19 protein-coding genes are annotated in these 14956 nt (G+C 40.1%); all 19 read right to left on the bottom strand.

Translation table 11 applies throughout. The features are described from left to right. Positions 1-135: 135 nt before the first annotated feature. Positions 136-1017, bottom strand: coding sequence for a polyprenyl synthetase family protein (locus tag ACOZ9X_RS05640; protein WP_423417330.1), 882 nt, complete (start codon positions 1015-1017; stop codon positions 136-138). Next, a complete protein-coding gene (locus tag ACOZ9X_RS05635; protein ID WP_066396014.1) occupies positions 1014-1253 on the bottom strand; it encodes an exodeoxyribonuclease VII small subunit in 240 nt (79 codons plus the stop codon). The genes ACOZ9X_RS05640 and ACOZ9X_RS05635 overlap by 4 nt, the downstream gene beginning before the upstream one ends. Continuing rightward, complete coding sequence (gene xseA / locus ACOZ9X_RS05630; RefSeq protein ID WP_423417329.1) at positions 1246-2607, bottom strand: exodeoxyribonuclease VII large subunit; 1362 nt, start codon at positions 2605-2607, stop codon at positions 1246-1248. Before xseA ends, ACOZ9X_RS05635 begins: the two co-directional genes overlap by 8 nt. Continuing rightward, the gene (folD, locus tag ACOZ9X_RS05625) at positions 2607-3470 is read right to left on the bottom strand and encodes a bifunctional methylenetetrahydrofolate dehydrogenase/methenyltetrahydrofolate cyclohydrolase FolD (protein ID WP_066396016.1); all 864 of its coding nucleotides are present in this window, start codon (positions 3468-3470) and stop codon (positions 2607-2609) included. Before folD ends, xseA begins: the two co-directional genes overlap by 1 nt. 41 nt (positions 3471-3511) lie before the next feature. Then, on the bottom strand, positions 3512-3907 hold the full coding sequence (gene nusB / locus ACOZ9X_RS05620) for a transcription antitermination factor NusB (protein ID WP_423417328.1): 396 nt from the start codon (positions 3905-3907) through the stop codon (positions 3512-3514). Positions 3908-4486: 579 nt separating this feature from the next. Further along, positions 4487-4894: an Asp23/Gls24 family envelope stress response protein gene (locus ACOZ9X_RS05615; protein ID WP_137788933.1), complete on the bottom strand. Its 408-nt coding sequence runs from the start codon at positions 4892-4894 to the stop codon at positions 4487-4489. A gap of 19 nt (positions 4895-4913) precedes the next feature. Further along, positions 4914-6272 (bottom strand): acetyl-CoA carboxylase biotin carboxylase subunit, encoded by a 1359-nt coding sequence (gene accC, locus ACOZ9X_RS05610; RefSeq protein WP_423417327.1) that lies wholly within the window; start codon positions 6270-6272, stop codon positions 4914-4916. 12 nt (positions 6273-6284) lie between these two features. Next, entirely contained in the window at positions 6285-6788 is a 504-nt protein-coding gene (gene accB / locus ACOZ9X_RS05605) for an acetyl-CoA carboxylase biotin carboxyl carrier protein (RefSeq protein WP_423417326.1), read from the bottom strand. A 310-nt stretch (positions 6789-7098) separates the two neighbouring features. Then, complete coding sequence (locus ACOZ9X_RS05600) at positions 7099-7611, bottom strand: SpoIIIAH-like family protein (protein WP_066396025.1); 513 nt, start codon at positions 7609-7611, stop codon at positions 7099-7101. 4 nt (positions 7612-7615) lie between these two features. After that, positions 7616-8257, bottom strand: a complete 642-nt coding sequence (spoIIIAG, locus tag ACOZ9X_RS05595) for a stage III sporulation protein AG (protein ID WP_137788929.1) — start codon at positions 8255-8257, stop codon at positions 7616-7618. Beyond that, complete coding sequence (gene spoIIIAF / locus ACOZ9X_RS05590; protein ID WP_423417325.1) at positions 8254-8880, bottom strand: stage III sporulation protein AF; 627 nt, start codon at positions 8878-8880, stop codon at positions 8254-8256. The genes spoIIIAG and spoIIIAF overlap by 4 nt, the downstream gene beginning before the upstream one ends. Before the next feature lie 10 nt (positions 8881-8890). Further along, positions 8891-10075, bottom strand: coding sequence for a stage III sporulation protein AE (gene spoIIIAE, locus ACOZ9X_RS05585; protein ID WP_423417324.1), 1185 nt, complete (start codon positions 10073-10075; stop codon positions 8891-8893). Positions 10076-10092: 17 nt separating this feature from the next. After that, the gene (gene spoIIIAD, locus ACOZ9X_RS05580) at positions 10093-10482 is read right to left on the bottom strand and encodes a stage III sporulation protein AD (RefSeq protein WP_066396033.1); all 390 of its coding nucleotides are present in this window, start codon (positions 10480-10482) and stop codon (positions 10093-10095) included. Between the two features lie 13 nt (positions 10483-10495). Next, a complete protein-coding gene (spoIIIAC, locus tag ACOZ9X_RS05575; RefSeq protein WP_066290831.1) occupies positions 10496-10702 on the bottom strand; it encodes a stage III sporulation protein AC in 207 nt (68 codons plus the stop codon). Positions 10703-10718: 16 nt separating this feature from the next. Continuing rightward, on the bottom strand, positions 10719-11231 hold the full coding sequence (gene spoIIIAB, locus ACOZ9X_RS05570) for a stage III sporulation protein SpoIIIAB (RefSeq protein ID WP_423417323.1): 513 nt from the start codon (positions 11229-11231) through the stop codon (positions 10719-10721). Then, positions 11228-12160: a stage III sporulation protein AA gene (gene spoIIIAA, locus ACOZ9X_RS05565; RefSeq protein ID WP_423417322.1), complete on the bottom strand. Its 933-nt coding sequence runs from the start codon at positions 12158-12160 to the stop codon at positions 11228-11230. Before spoIIIAA ends, spoIIIAB begins: the two co-directional genes overlap by 4 nt. A 670-nt stretch (positions 12161-12830) precedes the next feature. After that, positions 12831-13388, bottom strand: a complete 558-nt coding sequence (gene efp / locus ACOZ9X_RS05560; protein ID WP_197130997.1) for an elongation factor P — start codon at positions 13386-13388, stop codon at positions 12831-12833. Between the two features lie 22 nt (positions 13389-13410). After that, a complete protein-coding gene (locus ACOZ9X_RS05555; RefSeq protein WP_423417321.1) occupies positions 13411-14484 on the bottom strand; it encodes a M24 family metallopeptidase in 1074 nt (357 codons plus the stop codon). Then, on the bottom strand, positions 14481-14933 hold the full coding sequence (gene aroQ / locus ACOZ9X_RS05550) for a type II 3-dehydroquinate dehydratase (protein ID WP_423417320.1): 453 nt from the start codon (positions 14931-14933) through the stop codon (positions 14481-14483). Before aroQ ends, ACOZ9X_RS05555 begins: the two co-directional genes overlap by 4 nt. Positions 14934-14956 lie beyond the last annotated feature (23 nt).

Here is a 14956-nt window from a genome sequence, read left to right as displayed (position 1 = left end):
CAATACAAGGAACTTCATCGATGTGCCCTTTGGCGGATTTTTAGGCCCGCCTTCAGGAATGGGGGGCTGACTAGAATACTGCACCACTCCAAAGCAAATAATATCATATCATACTTCCAATTTCGCAACAATCTCTTAGTGGTTTCTTTTTATAATGTAGTCAGCGATGGACGCTAATATGCCTGTATTTCCGTTGATCTTGTTTAAATGTTCCAAAGAAATATGTATATGGTTTTCCATTTCTTTCTTTGCCCCATCAAGACCAAGAATCTTAGGATAAGTAGTTTTCAGATTAGCCTCATCACTTCCAACAGGTTTACCTATTTCTTCTTGATTCCCTGTTACATCTAATATGTCATCTTGAATCTGAAAAGCAATCCCGATATGCCGTGCATAGTTCGTTAAATGGATAAGATCTTCATCAGAAGCGCTCGCTGCAATTCCACCTATTATTACTGAACATTCAAGCATCTTACCCGTCTTTTTTTCATGAATGCTTTCTAATTCTGTTAACGAGAGGTCTCTGTTCTCTCCCTCTATGTCTTCTACTTGACCACCAACCATACCTGTTGCACCTGCAGCTCTTGATAGAACAGTGATCATTTGAACTTTTTGATCCGAAGTTAAATACGAGTTGTTTGTGATTAAACTAAAGCTCTCTGTCAACAGTGCATCTCCTGCCAAAATGGCTTGAGCTTCACCAAAGACTTTATGGTTTGTAAGTTTCCCTCTTCTATAATCATCATTATCCATAGAAGGAAGGTCATCATGAATCAAAGAATACGTGTGAACAAATTCGATCGAACAAACCACATCTACTAGTTCAGCTGTATTCTTTTCAAATGATTCCATGACTGCAAGCGCTAAGATTGGACGTATTCGTTTTCCACCTGCAGAAATAGAATATAGCATCGATTTTTTCAACGTATCTGGAGCATCCAATTTTTCTAGGTGTGCTACCATCTTTTCTTCAACCAATGTTTTTTTATCTTGAAGATATTGTTCAAACGCTATCAATGATCTTCCTCCTGAATCGCGAATGGTTCTTCTTTTCCGTCTTCATGCAAAATCGTATCCATCTTCTTCTCAACGTTCTGTAATTTCGTATGACATAACTTGGAGAGCTTCATTCCTTGTTGATACAGGTCGATACTCTCTTCTAAAGGAACATCTCCCTGTTCAAGCTTTTCAACGATTTCTTCAAGCTGTATCATCGCTTCTTCAAATGTAAGTTTGCTTGTCTTTTCAGTCATTCGTAAAAGACGCCTCCGTTCCAGTGATGTGACAATCAATCTGTCCATCTTTTAACTTTATCGTTAATGCATCTCCCGCCTTTACCTGTGATACGGACTTGACCAATTCGTCTTTGCCTTGTTTATAGGTCAAGCTGTACCCTCTATCCATCACAGCTAGAGGATTTAGGGAAGATAGCCTAGAAATCTTGTTTGAAAAATCCCTCTGGTGCTGCCTTACATGACGATTTGTTTCTTTTAACAGTGTCTTATGCAAAGAAACGACTCTTTCGTTTGCCTTCTGAAGCTGGCCTCTCGGTGAAAACAGTAATAGTTGACGTTTAACCTGTGAGAGTTGATTCTGATGTTGATCAACAAAACTTCCAACCGTTCGTTTTAATTGATCCATACACCTATCGAGTTCTTGCTCTTTTTGTTTGATCAATTGAGTAGGATACTTAAAAGCATATGATTTTTGCAGTCGGGAAAGATGCTGTTGATGACCTGCAACAAACTCATTCATCACCCGTTTCAGGCGAACATTTCTTTGGAATAATCGATCCTTTAGTTCATCTAGATGAGGCACTGCCATCTCTGCAGCAGCTGTTGGTGTTGGTGCTCTTAAATCTGCTACAAAATCTGAAATCGTAAAGTCCGTCTCATGTCCCACAGCAGAAATAATCGGCAGATTTGATTGAAAGATTGCTCTCGCAACACTTTCTTCATTAAACGCCCATAGCTCTTCTATCGATCCTCCGCCACGTCCCACGATGAGAACATCTGATTCATTCAAAGCATTCGCCCGCTCGATCGCCCGAACGATGGATGGAGCAGCACCTGGCCCCTGAACAAGCACCGGGTATACTGTAACAGCAGCCAGCGGAAACCTTCGTTTTATAGTAGTTACGATATCCCTCACGGCAGCTCCTGTTGGTGAAGTGACCACACCGATCGTTGAAGGAAATTTAGGCAGCGGCTTTTTATGTATAGGATCAAAAAGCCCTTGCTGATCTAACATATTCTTAAGATTTTCATACGCTAGAAATAAATTACCAACACCGTCTTGCTGCATCGTTCTGACATAGAGCTGGTATTGTCCTTGAGGTTCATAAACAGAGAATGAACCTTGAATCAAAACATTCATTCCTTCTTCAGGTTTGAAGTTTAGATGTCTATTGTTTCCTGCAAACATAACCGCAGAAACTCTGCTGTTTGCGTCTTTCAACGTAAAATACAGATGACCTCTACTATGGAGCTTAACATTGGATAGTTCACCTTTTACCCAAACGTCTTGTAAGTTACCGTCATTTTCAAATAGCCTCTTAATATACCGGGTTACAGCCGATATTGGAACATACCGATTGTTGTTTTGCATTAATGTACTTCCTTTAACTGCTTTCTCCATTTTGAAGCAAGAACCGTATTGTTCATTAACATTGTAATTGTCATAGGACCAACCCCTCCTGGAACAGGAGTGATATGTTTTGCTTTCGGTTTAATAGCCTCATAGTCCACATCTCCACAAAGCTTTCCATCTTCCTTGCGATTAACTCCTACATCAATTACAACGGCACCTGCTTTTACCATATCTTCTGTAATAAGGTTCGGTTTTCCTACCGCCGCAATTAAAATATCAGCTTGCAATGTTTGTTCACGAAGATTTTTAGTTCTTGAGTGACAAAACGTAACCGTCGCATTTTCTTGCAAGAAAAGCTGTCCAGCTGGTTTTCCAACAAGGTTGCTTCTTCCTACAACGACAACATGTTTTCCTGAAATATCTTCACCGGTTTGTTTAACCATCTCTAAAATCCCGAGTGGTGTACATGGTATAAAAGCTTGCTCATCTCCTGCATGCATGCGTCCGATATTAATTGGATGAAAACCGTCTACATCTTTTTCAGGGAGAATGGTTTCAATTACTTTTGATTCACTAATATGTGAAGGAAGGGGAAGTTGTACGAGAATCCCATCAATTTGTTCGTCATTGTTAAACGCTTGAATGTATTGTAACAATTCATTCTCAGAAATAGTTTCAGGAAGCTCAGTCAATACGGAATGCATACCGAGCTCTTTACACGTTCTTTCTTTTGCTAATACATATGAACGAGACGCTGGGTGATCGCCTACTAGAATAACAGCTAAACCTGGAACAATTCCTTCTTGTTTAAGGTCTTGGATCTCTGTTGCAAGTTTTTCTCTGATCTCTCTCGCAATTTGTTTTCCGTCTAACACAGCCATTCTAAAGTCCCCCTCAAAAGTAGTGTTGGTTTTTTATTAAATTAATTTTGGTTAATATCTTTGACTATTTTTCCTAGGACTCCATTTACGAAACGTCCTGCTTCTTCACCGCCAAAGATTTTTGCCGTTTCAATCGCTTCGTTCAATGTAACGTTCTTTGGAACCTCTTCCATGAACAACCATTCGTAAGCTGCCATCTGTAGAACAACGCGTTCTACGTTTGCTAGTCTTGAAAAGCTCCATTTCTCTAAATAAGGCGTTAGAAAACGCTCGATTTCTTCTTTCTTTTCAACAGTACCATGAACCATACTTGTTAAAAATTCGTCTGATGGCTCTCCTTCTAAAACATGCTCCATAGCTTCTTGAGCTGAGATGTCACTTACTTCAATTTGAAAAAGCGATTGAAATGCCTTTTCTCTGGCAAGTCTGCGTTTCATAATCCGACTTCCTTTCTATTTGCGAACAATTTCTATCTAGCATAATACCATATTGTTAGGACTCGTTACAATCCGAACAATGGACTTACTAACCCTTCCGAACATTCAGTTTTTTTTACTTTCTGTTAAAAATATTTTATCTTTTCTAGGTGTGATTTTTAAAGAATCATTTTTTGGAGGCTGCATTCTAATTATTGATCCTTTTGAAGGTTATTGATTTCCATTAAAGGGTGCCCCTTTCCGCGGGGAAGGCGGTGAACCATATTCGTACGTTTCCAGTATGAGTGTCTCATTTATTAGGCACGTACCTTCCACTCTAAACGATGTGGGGTATTCAGACTTTTAATTCAGTAAATACATGAGATAATTCTAGAAATTTCGGACTTAATCCGGCGAGTTTGAGCAATAATACGGCGAGATTTGCCTATATAGCGGCGAGTCGACATCATTCGACTGTTATTGCACCACTGATACCCCGCCACAGCCTATACCTTCAACGAGCTGAATGGTTTTATATATCCTCGTTAAACAACAAGAAAAAAGACCAAAGGGCAAGTAGAACCTCACCCTTTGATCTTTTTAATAATCTACTTCTGGTGCTTCATTCTGTTTTTCTTTTGAATCGAATTGAACACCAACTACGAATACATTGATATCCGTCGCTTCTAGTGCTGTCATGTCTAGAAGAGCTTGTCTGATGTAATCTTGAATCTTTTGAGCCACATCTGGAATCGCAACTCCATATTTCATTGATACGTATACATCAATGGAAATACCTGCTTCTGATAGTTCAACTTTAACGCCTTTGCCGTGTGTTTTCTTTCCAAGTCGCTCAACTACACCACTTGCAAAGCTGCCTCTCATGGAAGCTACACCTTCTACATCAGAAGCCGCAATACTTGCAATAACTTCGATGACTTCAGGTGAGATCTCCACTTTTCCTAATTCTGATGAGTAACTTTCCATTTCAAATGATAGTTCGTTCATCACTTAAACACCTCCGTACTTATTCACTTTTTGAAGTTAAATCATGATTTTCTAAAAACTTTGTATTAAAGTCACCATTCACAAAAGTCTCATGGTTTAACAGACGCAGGTGGAACGGAATGGTCGTATGAATTCCTTCGATCACGAATTCACTTAGTGCTCGCTTCATACGGTCGATCGCTTCTTGTCTAGTATTTCCGTAAGTAATAACTTTAGCAATCATAGAATCATAAAATGGTGGAATCGTATAACCAGGATAAACAGCAGAATCCACTCGAACACCTAGACCGCCTGGTGGAAGATACATTTCAATCTTCCCAGCAGATGGCATAAAGTTTTTCTCTGGATTCTCAGCATTTATTCTACATTCGATCGACCAGCCATCAAACTCAATATCTTCTTGCTTGTATCGCAATCTCTCACCTGAAGCTACTTTGATCTGTTCCTTGATAAGATCAATTCCAGTTACCATCTCAGTTACAGGGTGTTCTACTTGGATACGAGTATTCATCTCCATGAAATAGAAATCCCCTGTATTATGATCAAAGATAAATTCAACTGTACCAGCACCAGAATATTGAACGGCTTCAGCTGCTTTTACTGCCGCTTCTCCCATCTCTTGGCGTTTAGATGGCGAGATAGCAGGAGATGGCGTCTCTTCTAAGAGCTTTTGAAGACGTCTTTGGATGCTGCAGTCTCGTTCTCCTAAATGGATCACATTCCCATGGTTATCTGCAAGCACCTGTATTTCAACATGTCGGAAATCTTCAATGTATTTTTCAATATACACACCAGGGTTACCAAAAGCAGTTGCTGCTTCTTGCTGAGTGATCGCAATGCCTTTTAAGAGTTCCGTTTCATTCTTTGCTACACGGATCCCTTTACCCCCACCGCCTGCTGTTGCTTTAATAATTACAGGATACCCAATTTTGTTGCTGAGTTCAATGGCTTCTTCCTTGTCTCTAATAATCCCGTCAGAACCTGGTACGATCGGAACTCCAGCATCTGCCATCGTTGCTCTTGCAACATCTTTAATACCCATTTTATTGATCGCTTCAGAACTTGGACCGACAAACGTTACATTGCATTCGCTGCAAAGTTCTGCAAAGTCGGCGTTCTCTGCCAGAAATCCATAGCCAGGATGGATGGCTTCTGAACCAGTTAGTGTGGCAACGCTCATTATGTTAGTGAAGTTAAGGTAACTATCTTTTGAAGCAGTCGGTCCGATACAATAAGCCTCATCTGCCAAACGGACATGCAAGGCATCTTTATCAGCTTCTGAATAAACGGCTACTGTTTCAACACCAAGTTCTTTGCATGCGCGAATAATCCTTACAGCAATCTCACCACGGTTTGCTACTAATAGCTTTTTAATCATAGACATACCCTCCTATTCTGCTTTCACAAGGAACAGAGGTTGTCCGTATTCTACTAATTGTCCGTTCTCAACTAAAACTTTTACGATTTCACCATTCACTTCAGATTCGATCTCATTAAATAATTTCATTGCTTCAATAATACAAACGATGCTATCTTTTGAAACTTTATCTCCTGGCTTAACGAATGCTTCAACATCTGGAGATGAAGCAGAATAGAACGTTCCTACCATAGGAGAAACTACCTTATGTAAGTTAGCGTCTTCGTCTGCCTGTTTTGTTTCTTGTTTAACTTCTGTATTTTCCTTAACTGTTTCAGCTGCTGGAGACTGTTCTTTTACAGGTGGCGCTTGAGTGACTACGGGCTGAGAAACAACTTCTTCTGCTCCATGAGAAACGACCGTTCCACTGTCCTTTTTAAGAACAATCTTAGAACCGTCATTTTCGTATTTGAATTCATTGATGCTTGATTTGTCAATAAGTTTAATCAATTCACGGATTTCTTGAATTTTTAGCATGATCTCTACTCCTTTTAACAATCCTATCCAGTTTAGATTTTTTAATTAGCACCTTCTATTGTGACTAGGTCTTAACACATGTAATATACCATATTTCTCTTTTCGTGGATACATTAGAATCATGTTCAAGTTAATAGTACACGATAACACCTAACATTGTAAGCGTTTGCGAATACTCTTCACATTTTTCTATCATTTCCCGTCACAAAGAAATACAAACTTAATAACGCAGACGCTTTAAGTTTCTATCCAATATATCATGAAAACGCAAAAAGAAAAAAGCCGGAACTTCCGGCTTTTAAACTCAAATTTATTTAGATGCATGATATTCAACAGCTACCGTTTTATTACTACCAAGATGTTCGTTCGCAACATTCATGATCTCAACGACTTCTTTTTTCGACAGTTTATCAGCTTTAACGATTACTTTGATCTCATTGTTCATCGTGCTTACTAAAGCATCATTGAATCCCATCGATTTGATCAATGTTTCTACTGTTGATTCTTGCATCGTAAGTGACTGAAGCTCTGTCATCTTCGCCCAAGCATCAGCTTGAACCTCTGCAGAAGCATCCTCAGACCCTGCAACTGCTACATAGTCAGCACTCATCTCATCACGAACTTCATCTCGCTCAAGGCGAAGTGCTGTGAACACATCATCGTTTGCAACACCTGAAACTGTCGCTTCTTTACCTGACTTCTTTCCTGCCTCCAAGTATGCAAGATCATCTGTTCCACCAGGCGCGGTAATGTAATACACCGACAATACAATGATTAAGCTAAGCATAGTCAAAAGCCAAACGGTTTGTTTTTTCAATAACATTTGATTATTCCCCCTCAGGATTTTTTGGTCCTACGAAAATCTGGTCACTACCTATATCAAAAACTTTTTTAACGAGCTCTATGATCATAGACTTTGTCTGGATGTTCTCTGCACCTTGCGCCAACACGGCTACACCTTTAATCTTTGGTTTTTCTGTTGTAACGATGATCGGCTCTTCTCTGCCATCATTTGAGATGATGACTACCTTTTCATCTATCTTTTGATCTTCTATGGTTCTCTTCCCGCCATTTTTATCATTTTCAGAAGTTGTTTGACTCTGAGTGCTATCATCTGTAACGAACTCTTTTTTCTCTGTTGTGGAGAGTTCAACCCAGACTGACACTTTGCCTACGCCTTGCATTTGTTCTAATAGATCTTTCAGTTCGTTCGAGTAACGATCTTCATAGGTCTTAATATTCTTGTCTGTGACTTCTTTCGCTTGTTTAAAAACCGCCTCAGATTTAACCTTCGTTTCTGGCACTAGCCCGTTCAATGAACTTTTTTGAGCAGGGGAGTCTATCATCTTGCTAAGAAACATTAGAGAAATTCCCAATAGAAGTAAGACAAGTAAATACTTTTGTTTATTCCCTGCTTTATCACTCAGCTGCAGCCGTTTTTTTATCTGTTCCCAAAATGAACGTTTCATTGGGATAACTCCTCTCCCCCTTCCAAATGTACATCAACTTGGTCTGCATCCAGCTGCCATTGATCAGCTAGGAACTGGATGACTTCACTTGAAACCGGTGGTTCGAGAGATTCTTTTCTCTCTGGACCAGAAACACTTACATCCACTTCTGATACTTCAGAAATCTCTTCTTGATCGTGATACTTGGCTAGTACCACTTTGGCACCCATAACATCCTCAGCATCCAACGGCTCTTTACCGATTTCCGTTTGAATTTGAAGATCGACTATCTCTAACTCATAAGTCTGTTTCAACTCCTCTTGAACTTGTTTTTTCATTGGGACAGCCATTTGCTCTAATATATATGCACGTTGAGCGGATTGTATTTCACTTTTATTCTCTTCTATCGAATTTTTTATTTCGTCTTCCTTCGCAGCGGCTGGTAGATCCATAGCGAGAAACACTTGATCGAGATCCGAGTTTATTAATTTGAACAGTGGCGAGAGCATGGCGAGCAGGATGAGCAACCCTACCACCATCTTGATATAATTTTGAAACTGATTGCCAGGTAACAACAGCTCGATGACTCCAGCCAATAGTACAAGAATAATAATATTGGTTATCCATTCGGTTAAGAATGCCATGACTCACCTCCTATCGAACCATCAGTGTAACGTTGCCGGCTGCGATTATAATCGTTATCGCTAAAAAGAACATGATCGAAACCGTCATAAGAGCAGCAAAGATAAACATGACGCTCTTACCGATGATGCCTAATGATTCAACGATCGGCCCACCACCTAAAGGCTGTAGGAGGGCTGCTGCCATGCTATATATAAAAGCTAGTATTAAAACTTTGATGGCAGGAAAGATAGCCAGTAGAAGCAATAAGAGTGCTCCTATTATGCCTACCGAGTTTTTAAGTAAGATAGAAGCACTCATAACTGTATCTGTCGCATCTGTAAACATACGTCCAACAACCGGAATAAAATTTCCTGTTATGAATTTTGCTGTCTTGATCGTAATGCCATCTGCCACTGCTGCTGTTGCACCTTGTACGCTCATGACACCGAGGAATACTGTAAAGAAAAAGGCGAGTGCTCCCATGCTGATATTACGCAACAGCTTGGCTAACTGAGTGACTTTGTGGTGCTCTGACATCGTAGAAACGATGCTTAATAGTGCAGATAGAAAAAGAAGTGGAAGTACAAAATTCTTGATTAATAGACCGCTTGTATTTACTAGAAACAAGATAACTGGATGAAAAAAGGCGACTGAAGCGATGCTTCCAACAGTAGCCATCAAGGCAAGAAGAAGAGGAATAAGTGCGATCATGAAACTCAACATGTTATCGATCGCTTCTGTCGCATACGAGATGGCAACGTGAAAACTGTTTAAAGCTAAGATGATCAAGACCATATAGATAATGCCATACGCCACTTTTGAAATGGCCGATCGATCAAATGCATTCTGGATGGATTGAAGGAGCATGCTGAAAACGGTGAGCAGAATTAAGGTTCCAAGCAGCTTTCCGTGAACAGCAAGTTCATGAAACATAAACTTTAAAAGACCAAGCATGTACCCTTTTATTGAAAAATCTTTTTCCCCTTTTACAAATTCAAGGAAGGTTCCTTTCTGGCTTTCTGGCAAGAAACCGCCATATTCTCGCGAGATGCTATCCCAATATTGTTTGATCTCATCTAACTGCATGGAGGAAACTTGTTGATCTACCATTTTTGAAGTGATCGAGCTCGCTGATGCGGATTCTATGGGACCAAATAGGATGAAGGAAAAGATTATGAATAGAAAAAGACTTGTCCGCATCATCACTTTCTGCATCTTTACAACCCGCTTTCTTATTTCGGAATAAGCGTCAGCACGGTCTCGATAATAACCGTTAAAATCGGTATCGCCATCACGAGAATCAGTATCTTCCCACCTAGTTCGATCTTAGAAGCAATAGCTCCCTGACCAGCGTCTCGTGTGATCTGTGCTCCAAACTCTGCAATATAAGCGATACCGATTATTTTTAACAACGTTTCAACATAGACCATGTTTACGTTTGCGTTGATGGCAAGTCGTTGAAGCATCGTTAGAATTTGTCCAATCTTATCAATCAAGAATAAAAATATTCCTGCTCCAACCATGAGTGTGACCAAAAAAGCAAAATTTGCTTTTTGTTCTTTAAGGACTAATGCTAAAAAAGCCGCAACCAGTCCAAAACCAACAATTTGGATAATTTCCAATCTGGCCCCCTCCTTAATTCTGAAACAAAAAGACCCCTTTTACCTTCTGAAACAAATCATCTAAAAGAGTAATGACCATAAAAAGGGCAACAACAAAACCTAATAGAGTGACCCAATGTGCATAATCCTCTTTGCCGATCATCTTTAACACGGTATGAAGCATCGCGACGATTATTCCAAGTCCAGCGATCTGAAACACTGCGTTTACATCCAATCCCATCGAAAGTACCTCCTTGTTACAGTAAGAGAATAACGATTAAAAGTCCCATTAGGACTCCAAGACTTTTGCACATTTTTTCATAGCGTTCCTGTATGTCCCTCGCTTCTTTTTCTTCACGATTCAGGTGGGCAAGCGTCAATTGAATCTGCTTCTGCTGATGCTCTTTGTCATGCCTGCCAAGAGTCGCTCCAAATTGGCGAAGCACTTCAATCTCACCCATCTTAAAGGAAGTCTCTTTAGCCAGAACAGCCAACTGTATATCCCATGCTTCTTGCACCGAAAGTTCACCTTCTACTAATCGGTCTGATAGGGTAAGGAAGAAAGTGGACAACGGATCTTTTAAAGGTCTTCCTATATGCAAAAACGCCTCATGAAGCGGAGTAGATCCATACATGATCTCAGCCTCCAAGGCTTGTAGCGTCACTTTTAGTTCTCTCAACTTCCTAGGTCGTTCTCTTACTCGTTTTGCCCACTCAAAACCAAAGATCGTAGTGGCTGAAAGAATCGCGATCGCACCTAACCAACTCATTGTGCTCTACCACTTGATGATCTGTACATCTCATTTAATGCTCCATCATAAATTCTTTCAATCGTTCCTGGTCCTTTATCGCGGCCCAAGATAACATACCTTTCAAACAATGAAAGATCTCCTAATGGTTTCATCACAGGACGTTTCATTGCATCTTCAACAGAGCTGCCATGTGCGGTAAAAATCATTTGAACACCCGCATGCATTGCTTCTAATATCGCTTCACCATCTTCTTTTCGACCGATTTCATCGACGATCATCACTTGAGGACTCATCGAACGAATGAGCATCATCATCCCTTCCGCTTTTGGACATGCATCGAGAACATCGACACGTCTTCCAAGAGTATGTTGAGGAACACCCTTTATGCTACCCGCTATTTCAGAGCGCTCATCTACGATTCCCACTTTAAAAGAGGGGATGTTTCTTTGTTGAACGCCACAACTAACAACTCTCGCAATATCTCTTAATAACGTGGTTTTCCCCGTTTGCGGCGGACCAATCAACAATGTGTTAAGCCATTTTTTTTGAAAAAGATAAGAAATCAATGGTTCAGCGATTCCAATTTTCTCTCTCGCTATCCTTACGTTAAACGAACTTATATCCTTGATGGCTTTTACGAATCCATGTTCAGTGATCACTTTTCCAGCTAGTCCAACACGATGACCGCCAGATATGGTGATATAGCCCCTTTTTAATTCCTCTTCAAGTGCGTAGAGTGAGTGCTGACTTAATCGATTGAGCAATACTTGCGACTCTTCAGCTGAAATCGGACCCTCAGTCGGATAGATCGGTTTGCCCGAACAAAGAATTTCCATCGGTTGTCCAATTCTAATCCTGATCTCTTCTACAGATTGAAGGACAGATGGTGGTAAATTTTTTAAGTTGTGCTGTATGTTATCTGGAAAAAGTCTAAAGATCGTCTCCATGACCGATTTCTCCTTTAAAAGGCTAGTACTATAAACGTATGGTTGATATTTAAGCTTTATGCCAATAAAGGTGGGTTAAAGTTTAAAGTTAGAAGGGAAGATAGAGAGGGCTTTGATAGAATGACAATAAAATACTACGCGAAGGAGCCTGTCTAGAAGGTAAGACTTCTGTGGTGACAAGCAGCTCCATTGATTAGAGTCTACTTATGTTTGAAAAGAATGGATTGGATGTCTATTAGCAATACAGTTAGTAGGATTGTAGTTAGCATTCAGGAATCTGGTGCTAGTTTAGCTTATAACAGGCTGTATTTAATTAAATACAACCAAATAAGTGCATTTCAGTTCTAGCACTTGTATTCCTACTAATACGGAGTGGGGTATTTCAAATAAGAATCCTTGAGATTCTTTAAGACAATCAAGAAATTTCTTACTTTATTCCGCGAGTTTTGGCATTAATCCCGCAAGTTTTTGCCATATATCCGCGAGTCTACATAAATCGACAACCAAGAGATGTCAGATACCCTAAACTCAAACAAATATTGCATTGCATCCTTTTTATCCTGTCCATTGGTTGCGCCATCAAACTTTTCATCCTGTTCGCGACCTGACATCTGCTTAACACATAAAAAAACCTCACTCCAAAAATGGAATGAGGTTTAAATATTATAGACTATGCACGAGAAACGTAAGCTGCATTTCTTGTATCGATGATCAGCTTGTCCCCTTGGTTTACGAAGAAAGGAACTTGTACGATCAAGCCTGTTTCAAGCGTTGCTGGCTTAGTTCCACCAGAAGCTGTGTCCCCTTTAATACCAGGCTCAGTCTCTGCCACTACTAACTCAACTGTGTTTGGAAGTTCAACACCAATCGTCTCCCCTTGATACGTCATGATTTGAACAGTCATGTTTTCAAGCAAATACTTCAACTCGTATTCAATTTGAGAAGCTTGAAGTTCAATTTGCTCATAAGATTCGTTATCCATAAACGTGTGCGTATCTCCAGATGCATATAGGTATTGCATCTTGCGGTTTTCGATATGTGCTTTAGCTACTTTTTCTCCACCGCGGAACGTTTTTTCCTGGATACCACCTGTGCGAAGGTTACGAAGTTTAGAGCGAACAAATGCCGCACCTTTTCCTGGCTTTACGTGTTGGAACTCAAGAACTTGCCAGATCCCGTTGTCAACTTCAATCGTTAATCCTGTTTTAAAATCGTTTACTGAAATCATGTTTTTATCCTCCTGATATACCTTAACTTAACGTTAAGAGGGTTTTAGTAGAGTGCGTAAGTGATTCATTGCCATCTTTTGTGACGAGTGCATCGTCTTCAATCCGAACTCCGCCTAGACCTGAGATATAAATACCTGGTTCTACTGTTACAAGCATTCCCGGTTCAAGAATGGTGTCAGATTTCATAGATAGAGCTGGTCCTTCATGAACATCTAAACCAATTCCATGTCCTGTAGAATGCCCAAAGTAATCACCATATCCTTTTGAAGTGATGTAATCACGTGTTAACGCATCTGCATCCTTACCTGTCATTCCTGGTTTGATGCCTTTCATTCCTAGCATCTGTGCATCATATACGACTTGGTAGATGTCTTTCAGCTCATCTGAAACATTTCCGATGGCTACCGTACGAGTGATATCCGAACAATAACCTTTGTAGTATGCTCCAAAATCCAAGGTTACTAATTCACCCGTTTCAATCTTCTTATCTGAGGCAACACCATGTGGAAGGGCTGATCGGTAGCCAGAGGCCACAATAATATCAAACGATGAAGAGGTGGCTCCATTTTTTCTCATGAAGAATTCTAGTTCGTTTGATACTTCCCGCTCAGTAAGTCCTGGGCGGATGTACTCGATAATATGTGAAAAAGCGGCATCGGCAATAGATGCTGCATCCTTTACTATCTTAATCTCTGATTCATCCTTAATCAAGCGCAACTTTTCAACAAGACCGGATACTGGAACAAGTTCAGTCGTATTGTCATTTAATAGTGTCTCATATGTACGATATGTGGAGTATGTAACATGGTCTTGCTCGAAACCGAGCCTAGAAATCGAAAGCTCCTTCGTCAACTTTGCAACCTCTTGCGGAATTGGATCAGTGTGCATCACAACACGATACCCTTCTGCTTGTTCAGAAGCTTGCGTCTTATATCGGAAATCAGTTACTAAAACCGCTTCTTCTCTCGTGATCAAAAGTACTCCAGAGCTTCCTTTAAAACCACTTAAATAAAAACGGTTTGAAGAAGATGTAACTAAGAGTGCATCAATATCAAATGTATCGAATAATTGTCTTGCCCGTTCTACACGATTCATAACGTATCCCCTTTAAGTTGATTATGAAAAACTTGAAGAGCTAATCTATAACTATCAAAACCAAATCCTGAAATCTGTCCGATCGTAACTGGAGCAATAACAGATTCGCGTCGGAATTCTTCTCTAGCGTGCACATTTGATAAATGGACTTCAATCACGGGGACATCCACACTGGAAATCGCGTCTCTAATCGCATAACTATAATGAGTATAGGCACCTGCGTTTAGAACGATACCACCAAACTCACCTTCAGCTCCATGAATGAAATCAATGATATCTCCTTCATTATTGCTCTGTTCGAACGAAAGATCCATGAGTAACTCTCTTGAAAATGAAACAAGGTCTGCTTGAAGATCTTCCAATGTTTGCGCACCATATATGCCAGGCTCACGTTTACCTAATCGGTTTAAATTGGGTCCGTTTATAACAAGACATTTTCTGTTTTTCACCTGAAACACCTAGCCTTTGCATA

Source organism: Fictibacillus nanhaiensis (assembly GCF_049537595.1).
Lineage (GTDB): Bacteria > Bacillota > Bacilli > Bacillales > Fictibacillaceae > Fictibacillus > Fictibacillus nanhaiensis_F.
Note: the sequence above shows the minus strand (reverse complement) of the source record. Positions and strands in the feature narration are given on the sequence as shown.

Coding starts and splice junctions, on each gene's coding strand:
- ACOZ9X_RS05635 (WP_066396014.1), bottom strand. CDS start 1,253: ATGACTGAAAAGACAAGCAAACTTACATTTGAAGAAGCGATGATACAG.
- xseA (WP_423417329.1), bottom strand. CDS start 2,607: ATGCAAAACAACAATCGGTATGTTCCAATATCGGCTGTAACCCGGTAT.
- folD (WP_066396016.1), bottom strand. CDS start 3,470: ATGGCTGTGTTAGACGGAAAACAAATTGCGAGAGAGATCAGAGAAAAA.
- nusB (WP_423417328.1), bottom strand. CDS start 3,907: ATGAAACGCAGACTTGCCAGAGAAAAGGCATTTCAATCGCTTTTTCAA.
- ACOZ9X_RS05615 (WP_137788933.1), bottom strand. CDS start 4,894: ATGAACGAACTATCATTTGAAATGGAAAGTTACTCATCAGAATTAGGA.
- accC (WP_423417327.1), bottom strand. CDS start 6,272: ATGATTAAAAAGCTATTAGTAGCAAACCGTGGTGAGATTGCTGTAAGG.
- accB (WP_423417326.1), bottom strand. CDS start 6,788: ATGCTAAAAATTCAAGAAATCCGTGAATTGATTAAACTTATTGACAAA.
- ACOZ9X_RS05600 (WP_066396025.1), bottom strand. CDS start 7,611: ATGTTATTGAAAAAACAAACCGTTTGGCTTTTGACTATGCTTAGCTTA.
- spoIIIAG (WP_137788929.1), bottom strand. CDS start 8,257: ATGAAACGTTCATTTTGGGAACAGATAAAAAAACGGCTGCAGCTGAGT.
- spoIIIAF (WP_423417325.1), bottom strand. CDS start 8,880: ATGGCATTCTTAACCGAATGGATAACCAATATTATTATTCTTGTACTA.
- spoIIIAE (WP_423417324.1), bottom strand. CDS start 10,075: ATGCAGAAAGTGATGATGCGGACAAGTCTTTTTCTATTCATAATCTTT.
- spoIIIAC (WP_066290831.1), bottom strand. CDS start 10,702: ATGGGATTGGATGTAAACGCAGTGTTTCAGATCGCTGGACTTGGAATA.
- spoIIIAB (WP_423417323.1), bottom strand. CDS start 11,231: ATGAGTTGGTTAGGTGCGATCGCGATTCTTTCAGCCACTACGATCTTT.
- spoIIIAA (WP_423417322.1), bottom strand. CDS start 12,160: ATGGAGACGATCTTTAGACTTTTTCCAGATAACATACAGCACAACTTA.
- efp (WP_197130997.1), bottom strand. CDS start 13,388: ATGATTTCAGTAAACGATTTTAAAACAGGATTAACGATTGAAGTTGAC.
- ACOZ9X_RS05555 (WP_423417321.1), bottom strand. CDS start 14,484: ATGAATCGTGTAGAACGGGCAAGACAATTATTCGATACATTTGATATT.